The sequence below is a fragment of the Salmonella sp. SAL03688 genome (assembly GCF_046551895.1).
Lineage (GTDB): Bacteria > Pseudomonadota > Gammaproteobacteria > Enterobacterales > Enterobacteriaceae > Salmonella > Salmonella enterica.
On the sequence record NZ_JBGDVI010000042.1, the window covers coordinates 1 to 9,002 of the forward strand.

At 50.4% G+C, this 9,002-nt stretch carries 9 protein-coding genes and 1 rRNA gene; 4 read left to right on the top strand and 6 right to left on the bottom strand.

Going from position 1 to position 9,002, the window contains the following annotated elements:
* Nucleotides 1–108 precede the first annotated feature (108 nt).
* Nucleotides 109–333 carry a hypothetical protein gene (locus ACLJR2_RS23375; protein WP_001541209.1) on the bottom strand — a complete coding sequence of 75 codons (225 nt, stop codon included), beginning with the start codon at nt 331–333 and terminating at the stop codon, nt 109–111.
* Nucleotides 334–572: 239 nt separating this feature from the next.
* Here ACLJR2_RS23375 and yihA point away from each other — a divergent pair, with 239 nt between their 5' ends.
* Nucleotides 573–1,205 carry a ribosome biogenesis GTP-binding protein YihA/YsxC gene (gene yihA, locus ACLJR2_RS23380; RefSeq protein WP_000183331.1) on the top strand — a complete coding sequence of 211 codons (633 nt, stop codon included), beginning with the start codon at nt 573–575 and terminating at the stop codon, nt 1,203–1,205.
* A 334-nt stretch (nt 1,206–1,539) separates the two neighbouring features.
* On the opposite strand, the gene polA is transcribed toward yihA, so the two are convergent.
* Nucleotides 1,540–4,326 carry a DNA polymerase I gene (gene polA / locus ACLJR2_RS23385; RefSeq protein WP_000249963.1) on the bottom strand — a complete coding sequence of 929 codons (2,787 nt, stop codon included), beginning with the start codon at nt 4,324–4,326 and terminating at the stop codon, nt 1,540–1,542.
* 387 nt (nt 4,327–4,713) lie between these two features.
* Between polA and ACLJR2_RS23390 the strand changes: the two genes are divergently transcribed.
* Complete coding sequence (locus tag ACLJR2_RS23390; protein WP_000196897.1) at nt 4,714–5,622, top strand: acyltransferase; 909 nt, start codon at nt 4,714–4,716, stop codon at nt 5,620–5,622.
* A 12-nt stretch (nt 5,623–5,634) separates the two neighbouring features.
* Here the strand turns inward: ACLJR2_RS23390 and dsbA are convergent, their stop codons facing one another.
* The 3 genes from dsbA to ACLJR2_RS23405 form a co-directional block, all read right to left on the bottom strand.
* Nucleotides 5,635–6,258 (bottom strand): thiol:disulfide interchange protein DsbA, encoded by a 624-nt coding sequence (gene dsbA / locus ACLJR2_RS23395; protein ID WP_000725364.1) that lies wholly within the window; start codon nt 6,256–6,258, stop codon nt 5,635–5,637.
* Nucleotides 6,259–6,274: 16 nt separating this feature from the next.
* Complete coding sequence (locus ACLJR2_RS23400) at nt 6,275–7,261, bottom strand: serine/threonine protein kinase (RefSeq protein WP_000999260.1); 987 nt, start codon at nt 7,259–7,261, stop codon at nt 6,275–6,277.
* A 76-nt stretch (nt 7,262–7,337) separates the two neighbouring features.
* Nucleotides 7,338–7,607 carry a YihD family protein gene (locus ACLJR2_RS23405; protein ID WP_000649858.1) on the bottom strand — a complete coding sequence of 90 codons (270 nt, stop codon included), beginning with the start codon at nt 7,605–7,607 and terminating at the stop codon, nt 7,338–7,340.
* Between the two features lie 69 nt (nt 7,608–7,676).
* Between ACLJR2_RS23405 and mobA the strand changes: the two genes are divergently transcribed.
* A complete protein-coding gene (gene mobA, locus ACLJR2_RS23410) occupies nt 7,677–8,261 on the top strand; it encodes a molybdenum cofactor guanylyltransferase MobA (protein WP_001046886.1) in 585 nt (194 codons plus the stop codon).
* Nucleotides 8,258–8,773 (top strand): molybdopterin-guanine dinucleotide biosynthesis protein MobB, encoded by a 516-nt coding sequence (gene mobB, locus ACLJR2_RS23415; protein ID WP_010989085.1) that lies wholly within the window; start codon nt 8,258–8,260, stop codon nt 8,771–8,773. The genes mobA and mobB overlap by 4 nt, the downstream gene beginning before the upstream one ends.
* Before the next feature lie 134 nt (nt 8,774–8,907).
* Here the strand turns inward: mobB and rrf are convergent.
* Nucleotides 8,908–9,002: ribosomal RNA gene (gene rrf, locus ACLJR2_RS23420) — 5S ribosomal RNA — on the bottom strand; the annotation flags it as partial.

Here is a 9,002-nt window from a genome sequence, read left to right on the forward strand (position 1 = left end):
ATGAACGGCCACACCAGGCCCTGAAATACAAAACGCCCGATGATGTTCATCAGGCGTTTTACAGACAAAAAACTGTCAACCTATATCAGGACTAGTCACTCACGACCCTTAACGGGTTCCACCATCCCTGTTGGCTATCAACACGCCCTGTTTTTCCCTTAGCCTGGAACATTCCATGTTGTTTCCATTTCCTTTTACTAACGTCTCCGGACGTTTGTCTTCCTGACAATCCTGTGTCTTCGCCTCCTGGCGCTCCTGACCCTCATCCTGAGTCGTTGATCCTGTTAGCGTCCTCGCTATGTGCATTACTTTACTCTTTTGGGGTAAACTCACAAGATACCGACACGGCAAATCCCTTTTTTTCAGACAATTACCTTTCTATAAATTCATGATTTAACTATATTAACTGGCTTTGAGCCTGACAACGACTCTGTCATGTCGCATAAGTGCAATGGTCAATGTCTCACAAAGCGTATGGCTTTTACTTACAGCACCGCCGCGCCGAAAAATCCGTCTTTTGCTGGCGTTCAGGTATAATCGCCACAATGCTTTGACTGACGGAGACGACCGCTTTGACTAACCTGAATTATCAACAGACGCATTTTGTGATGAGTGCGCCTGATATTCGCCATTTACCTTCCGATTGCGGAATTGAAGTGGCTTTTGCTGGCCGTTCCAATGCAGGCAAATCCAGCGCCCTGAACACGTTGACCAACCAAAAAAGCCTGGCGCGCACCTCTAAAACGCCGGGCCGTACCCAATTGATTAACCTGTTTGAAGTCGTAGAGGGCAAACGGTTGGTCGACCTGCCGGGCTATGGCTATGCGGAAGTCCCGGAAGAGATGAAACGCAAGTGGCAACGCGCGCTGGGGGAATATCTGGAGAAACGTCAAAGCCTACAGGGCTTAGTCGTTTTAATGGATATCCGCCATCCGTTGAAAGACCTCGACCAACAGATGATCCAGTGGGCTGTAGAGAGCAATATCCAGGTTCTGGTTCTGCTGACCAAAGCGGACAAACTGGCCAGCGGCGCGCGCAAGGCGCAGTTGAATATGGTACGTGAAGCCGTGCTGGCTTTTAATGGCGATGTGCAGGTAGAAGCGTTTTCCTCGCTGAAAAAGCAGGGCGTGGATAAGTTACGTCAGAAGCTGGATAGCTGGTTTAGTGAACTGGCACCGGTCGAAGAGATTCAGGACGGGGAATAATCACCCGCTATGCCGGATGGCGCCGCTGCGCGTCTTATCCGGCCTACGGTGTGAGCGAAACTTTTCTTGCGCACAATAAAAAACGCCCCAGTCATAAACTGACTGGGGCGGCTAAAATATTCAGCCAAATCCGATTACGTGAAGTAAAAGGTCTGAAAGATAGAACATCTTACCTCTGTACCCTACGTGAATAACTTTACTCTTTTTTGAGCAACACAGAAAGACCTTTTCGTAATTTTTTTTCATTCTTTACATAGGGAATTCTAATACCCATCACAAAACCCCCGTGCTTATGTTGCTTAATTACGAAAAAAGCGCGTTATTCCTTAAATGCTTAGTGCGCTTGATCCCAATTTTCTCCGCTACCGACTTCCACCAGCAACGGCACATCAATACGCGTGCAGTTTTCCATCAACTGATGGATACGTTTTGCTACCGCATCTAAGTCGTCTTTATGCACCTCGAACACTAATTCATCGTGTACCTGCATAATCATCCGCACGCGTGGCTGCTCGGCCTGTAGCCAGGCATCGACGGCAATCATGGCGCGCTTGATGATATCGGCAGCCGTTCCTTGCATGGGAGCATTGATCGCCGCGCGTTCCGCCCCCGCGCGCCGCGCCGCGTTGCTGGATTTAATATCCGGCAGGTAAAGGCGGCGTCCCTCCAGCGTTTCCACATAGCCTTGTTCTTTTGCCTGAGCGCGGGTGCGCTCCATATATTCCAGCACGCCAGGGTAGCGTTCGAAGTAGAGATCCATATACTTCTGCGCCTCTTTACGCGGAATATTAAGCTGGCGAGAAAGACCGAAGGCGCTCATCCCGTAAATCAGGCCAAAGTTAATGGCTTTCGCACTTCGGCGCTGTTCCCCGGTCACGCTATCCAGCGGCAAGCCAAAGACTTCCGCCGCCGTTGCGCGGTGAATATCCTTCCCTTCGGCGAACGCCGTGAGCAGTCCTTTATCACGGGAAAGATGCGCCATAATACGCAGCTCAATCTGTGAATAGTCCGCAGACACGATGAGATAATCCTCAGGCGCAATAAATGCCTGACGAATGCGGCGGCCTTCTTCATTGCGCACCGGAATATTTTGCAGGTTCGGATCGGTGGACGATAAACGTCCCGTCGCCGTTACCGCCTGATGATAGGACGTATGGACGCGCCCGGTTTTCGGGTTAATCATCAGCGGCAGCTTATCGGTATAGGTGGATTTTAGCTTCGCCAGACCACGATACTCCAGAATCACTTTCGGCAGCGGATAGTCCAGCGCCAGCTCTTCCAGCACCTCTTCCGACGTTGACGGCGCGCCGCCAGGCGTTTTCTTCAGCGGCTTAATACCCTGCTTTTCAAACAGGATGGTCTGCAACTGCTTCGTCGAGGACAGGTTGAACGCCTCGCCCGCAATGTCATGCGCTTTCTTTTCCAGTTCCGCCAGACGTAGCGTGATTTCTTCCGAATGTTTGTGCAGGACGGCAGGATCGATTTTTACGCCATTGCGCTCAACGCGTGACAGTACAGGCACCAACGGCATTTCGATGTTTTCGAAAACATTCAGCGGGCCTTTGTGCTGCTGGAGCTCAGGCCACATTTTGAGATGCAACTGTAACGTGACATCCGCATCTTCTGCCGCATAGCGCCCCGCTTCCTCCAGTGCGATCTGGTTAAAGGTGAGCTGGTTTTTACCTTTACCGGCAATGTCTTCAAAGGTGATAGTTTTGTGCTTCAGCCAACGATCGGACAAACTGTCCATATCATGGCGTCCGGCGACGCTGTTCAGAATGTAAGACTCAAGCATGGTATCGAAGGCGATACCGCGCAGCTCAATACCGTAATTTTGCAAGACGCCGCGATCGTACTTGAGGTTTTGCCCCACTTTGCGCACTTTTTCATCTTCCAGCAGCGGCTTCAGCAGTTCCAGAGCACGCTGGCGGGAGATTTGATCCGGAGCGTCCAGATAATCATGCGCGACAGGTACATACGCGGCAACGCCAGGTTCGATAGCAAACGAGAGGCCCACCAGGTTGGCGGCGATATTATCCAGACTGTCGGTCTCCGTGTCGAAAGCAAAAACTGGCGCTTTTTTCAGCTTTTCAATCCAGCTTTCCAGCGTAACGTCGTCCAGAATCGTGACATAATTTTCATAAGAGAGCGCCGCTGCCGGTTCGCTGGGCGATTCATCAATAACGACCGTTTCCTGCGGTTTGGCCGCCGGTTTCACGCCCTTTGCCTGTAGCCACTTGCCTGACTCAACGTCCGCCGTCCAGCGCTTAAACTCATATTTTTTAAACAGGCCCAGCAGTTCATCCGCAATCGGCTGCTGCACTTCAAGCTGTTCGCAGGTCAGCTCCAGTTCAACATCCGTTTTAATGGTGGCGAGTTTATAAGACAGGTACGCTACGTCTTTATTCTGCGCTAATTTAGCGGCCATCGTTTTGGCGCCGCGGAAAGTGAGACCTGCAATTTTTTCCGGCTCGGCGTACAGCGTATCCAGGCCGCCCAATCCCTGAAGCAAGGCTTGCGCCGTCTTCTCACCCACGCCTGGTACGCCCGGAATATTATCCGAGGAGTCCCCCATCAGCGCCAGAAAGTCGATAATCAGCTCAGGCGGCACGCCGTACTTATTAACGACTTCATCCGGGCCGAGGATGGTGTTAGTCATGGTGTTGATCAGCGTAATATTCGGCGTCACCAACTGTGCCATATCTTTATCGCCGGTGCTGATTAATACCGGACGCCCCACCTTCTCCGCTTCTCGCGCCAGTGTACCGATAACGTCATCCGCTTCTACGCCAGAGACCGCCAGCAGAGGTAACCCCATGGCTTTAACCATGGCATGTAACGGCTCTATTTGCGCACGCAGATCATCCGGCATCGGAGGACGATGCGATTTGTAATGTTCAAAGAGCTCATCACGGAAGGTTTTTCCTTTGGCGTCAAACACCACCGCAGCATGCGTCGGCTGATACTGCATGATCAGGCTGCGCAACATGTTGAGGACACCATACATTGCGCCCGTAGGTTCTCCCGCGCTGTTGGTTAACGGCGGAAACGCATGATAGGCGCGATAGAGATAGGATGAGCCATCTACGAGAATAAGTGGGTTTTCTGGGATCTGAACCATAATGTCCGTGCCTGTTTAACAGATTATGGTTAAAGGATGCCACATACAGGAGGAAAACTTGAGTTTTTCGCCGCATTTGCGGAAAAGTTTTGTCGATCTTCAGGAGCGCTCGCAAAACAACCTGTGGATAACTTTGTGTGTAAATTCTTACCATTACTTTAAAATCAGCGCGATAGCCTTCTCGTCTTAATAATTACCCATTATTTTCAATGAGTTGTTAACATCACGTCTTTCTGATTATCTGATTCATGCCGTTATCATAATGTGGATAGTTGTTACGAGTGTTTCTATTTCACTCAGCGCCATCATTAGCATCGTTTTCTGATAGAATCAGCCCCTTGCGCCCTTTTCGCGCACCGTTTATGGCTAACTTTTGAATAATTTATTATGACGAGAATACTCGCGGCTATCACGCTCCCATTGAGTATCGTATTGACCATCCTGGTCACTATTGTTTGCTCCGTACCGATCATCGTTGCCGGTATGGTAAAGCTCCTTTTGCCTGTTCCCGGTATCTGGCGCAAGGTCTCCATTTTCTGCAATTTCATGATGTATTGCTGGTGTGCTGGTCTTGCAGCGCTGTTACACCTTAATCCGCACTTGCAATGGGATGTAGAAGGGTTCGAAGGACTGAGCAAGAAAAATTGGTATTTACTGATTTGTAATCATCGCAGCTGGGCCGATATCGTTGTGCTTTGCGTTCTGTTCCGCAAGCATATCCCAATGAATAAGTACTTTCTTAAACAGCAATTGGCCTGGGTGCCGTTCATCGGCCTGGCGTGCTGGGCATTAGATATGCCGTTTATGAAGCGCTACTCCCGTAGCTACCTGCTCCGCCACCCCGATCGACGCGGCAAAGATGTTGAAACAACTCGTCGCTCTTGCGAAAAGTTTCGTCGGTATCCCACCACTATCGTTAACTTTGTTGAAGGCTCGCGATTTACGCATGAGAAACGTCAGCAAACGCATTCACCTTATCAACATCTGTTGCCGCCAAAAGCAGCCGGTATTGCAATGGCGATTAACGTTTTAGGCTCACAGTTCGATAAGCTGCTTAATATTACGTTGTGTTACCCAAACAACGATCGCCACCCTTTCTACGATATGCTAAGCGGTAGGCTGACGCGTATTGTTGTTCGGGTGCAACTGGAACCCATAAATGAAGAACTGCACGGCGATTACGTGAACGACAAAACATTCAAACGCCGTTTTCAACGTTGGCTTAATACGCTGTGGGATAAGAAAGATATACAGATAGAAGAGATTAAAACATCTTATAAAAACGCCGGTCAGTGACCGGCGTTCTTTTTATTTTTTATCAACCAAATATTTCACAGTATCAGCATACTGCTGAACAAAAACATCCATGCTGCTGGTATCCATGCCTTGTGGGTTAATCTGGTATTTGCCATTGACGAACATCGCCGGAACGCCCTGCAGTTGCAGGTCAGCCGCGGCTTTCTCCTGTTGCGCAACCAGTGATTTCACCACGAAGCTGTTCCATGCCGCATCGTAATCTTCGCCCTTGACGCCCGCATCAACGAACACTTTACGGATATCCGCGGCAGATTGTACTGTCTGGGTTTTCTGTACGGCTTCAAACAGCGGGACCGTGACTTTATCTTCTACACCCAACGCCATCGCCACCGCCCATGCCTGGGTGAGCTCCTTGCCCAACGGCCCCAGGAACTCAACGTGGTACTTGGTCATTTTGGTGCCTTCCGGCAGCTTTTTCTTCACATTGTCAGACACATGAAGCACTTCTTCAAACTGATAACAATGTGGGCAGTAGAAGGAGAAAAACTCCAGTACCTGGGGTTCGCCAGCGACCGGTTTATCCAGCGTGATATACTGTTTACCGTCGCTGATCTGTGCTGCCGAGGCGCTAAAAGCTAAAACCATACCAGCCAGCGCCAGCCAAATCTTTTTCATGATCAACTCTCTCCGATTAATACATTGGCGTTAATTGTAAAGGGGGTTCGTGCAAAATTTTAGTCTGCTCAATAAAAGTCGTTGTCTGTCGCTGCCAGTAATCTTCCCCTGTTAACCAGGGAAAGTTTTTTGGAAACGCAGGATCGCCCCAACGACGAATCAACCAGGCAAGATAATAAACTAAACGCATGGCGCGTAAAGGTTCAATGAGACCAATTTCAGCCGTATCGAACTCACTAACTTCTTCATAAGCTTCAATAATGGTTTCAAGCTGCATTCGCTGTTCGGCTTTGTCGCCGTTCAGCAGCATCCATAAATCCTGTATCGCCGGGCCGTTACGGGCATCATCTAAATCGACAAACAGCGGTCCATCACGCCATAGAATGTTGCCGGCATGACAATCGCCGTGCAATCGCAGCGTGGCGAAATCGGGGCGCCAGCATTCGGTAACTGCAGACAGTAGAGTATCAGTGGCTTTCAGGAAAGCCGCTTTTTGCCCGGAGGGAATCAGTGCGGCATCTTCGAATACCTGGCGAGGTTCAAAAAGATACTCTGCAAGCCCAATGTCAGGCCGGAAAGTGAAAGGACGTTTTCGCCCCGTCTGATGCAATCGACCAAGATAACGCCCTACCGCCTCCATCTGATCGATATTGTCTGCTTCAAACTGACGACCGCCTACGCTGGGGAAAATGGCATAATGATAGCCCTGATGCGCTAGCAGCGTCTGGCCATTAAACGCGAGCGGAGCGGCAACCGGAACCTCATCCTTCACCAGTTCAAGCGCGAATTGGTGTTCTTCCCGAATTTGATCAACAGACCAGCGTTCAGGACGATAAAACTTAACGACAAAACGTCGACGGTCTTCATCCTGAAACTGATAGACGCGGTTTTCATAACTGTTTAGTGGAGTCAGCCCGGAATCCACCCTGATCCCCTGTTCAAACAGCGCATCCATGATGGTTTCCGGGTGTAGCGTCTGGAAAGTAAAAGCGTTGTCGTTCATCCCATCATCCGGAAAATACTACGAATGATTCAGGATATCATTTCGTGGCGATTTCGGTGGCGCCGCTTACAAGGTTTTACTCTTTAATAACGCCGCGGGCGCGTAAAAGCGCCGTTTTAAAGTCCTCTTCATAGTCTTTTTGAATCCCTGGAATGGCGGCGTCTTTGGCGGAATCGCGCATTTTCAGATGGTAGATCAGGATATCATCAGTTAAATCTTCCAGTTTGCCGTCAAAACCTGACTCTTTCGCCAGTTTCTGCAAAAATTGCGTCAGATTAAGATCAGGCTCTTTCTGCCAGGCTGGCTGGAGGAGTTCAATGACTTCATTCAGGCGTTTACATTTCATAGCTGTGCCCCTTATTCTTGATACAGACACGGTAGCAGGGTCAATCCCACAATAAAAGAGGCGATATCGGTGAATCTGGATGAAGTAATAACCGGCGTGGTGCTGGCAGGCGGTAAAGCCAGGCGGATGGGAGGTGCGGATAAAGGTCTGCTTGAACTGGACGGGAAACCGCTCTGGCGGCACGTTACCGATGCGCTCGCGCCACAGCTTGCTACGGTCGTCATTAGTGCTAATCGCCATCTGGATATCTACCAGGCCAGCGGCCTGAAAGTCATTCCGGATTCAATCGCTGACTTTCCCGGTCCGCTGGCGGGTATGCTTTCCGTTTTTCAGCAGGTAGCAGGCGACTGGTTTCTGTTTTGCCCCTGTGACAATCCCTGTATCCCCCACACCCTGGTCGATCGTTTAGCAGCGCAGCGTCATGGTGCACCCGTGGTTTGGGTTCATGATGGAGAGCGCGATCATCCAACGATCGCGTTGATTAATCGTGCCGTTGAGCCCCAGTTGACAGCTTATTTGCAAGCAGGCGAGCGGCGGGTAATGATTTTTATGCGCCAGGTAGGCGGACACGCCGTTGATTTCAGTGATTGTAAGGAGGCATTTGTGAACGTCAACACGCCGGAGGAACTCGCGAAATGGCAAAAGAGACCATGATACCGCTACTCGCCATTGCCGCGTGGAGCGGCACGGGAAAAACAACACTGCTGAAAAAACTGATCCCAGCACTTTGTGCGCACGGTATTCGGCCAGGGCTGATTAAGCATACCCATCATGATATGGATGTCGATAAACCGGGTAAAGATAGCTACGAATTACGTAAGGCCGGGGCGGCACAGACGCTGGTTGCCAGTCAGCAGCGCTGGGCGTTAATGACTGAAACGCCGGGGCAAGAAGAGTTGGATCTGGCATGGCTGGTGAGCCGGATGGATGCATCAAAGCTGGATATGGTGCTGGTAGAAGGGTTTAAACACGAGGCAGTTGCGAAGATCTTACTTTTTCGTCAGGGATGTGGGCACAGCGAGGAAGAATTAATTCTTGATGAGCATGTTATTGCGGTTGCCAGTGATATTCCACTTGCCGTAGCGGTACCCGTTTTGGATCTTAATGATGTATCGCAGATTTCTGCCTTCATTTTGCGGTGGTTAGAGAAAGCACGTTCCTTGTAGGCCGAATAAGGCGGAGCCGCCATCCGGCGGTGCCGGTTGCCTGATGGCGCTGCGCTTATCAGGCCTACGGTTTTACAGTTACCGCACACGCAAAAAAGCCCGTCCAGACGGACGGGCTTCTTCACTTGTCTGATGCCTGGCAGTTCCCTACTCTCGCATGGGGAGACCCCACACTACCATCGGCGCTACGGCGTTTCACTTCTGAGTTCGGCATGGGGTCAGGTGGGAC

Excerpts from the sequence above, each read along its gene's own strand:
- polA (WP_000249963.1), bottom strand. The coding sequence starts at position 4,326 with ATGGTTCAGATCCCAGAAAACCCACTTATTCTCGTAGATGGCTCATCC.
- ACLJR2_RS23390 (WP_000196897.1), top strand. The coding sequence starts at position 4,714 with ATGACGAGAATACTCGCGGCTATCACGCTCCCATTGAGTATCGTATTG.
- dsbA (WP_000725364.1), bottom strand. The coding sequence starts at position 6,258 with ATGAAAAAGATTTGGCTGGCGCTGGCTGGTATGGTTTTAGCTTTTAGC.
- ACLJR2_RS23400 (WP_000999260.1), bottom strand. The coding sequence starts at position 7,261 with ATGAACGACAACGCTTTTACTTTCCAGACGCTACACCCGGAAACCATC.
- ACLJR2_RS23405 (WP_000649858.1), bottom strand. The coding sequence starts at position 7,607 with ATGAAATGTAAACGCCTGAATGAAGTCATTGAACTCCTCCAGCCAGCC.
- mobB (WP_010989085.1), top strand. The coding sequence starts at position 8,258 with ATGATACCGCTACTCGCCATTGCCGCGTGGAGCGGCACGGGAAAAACA.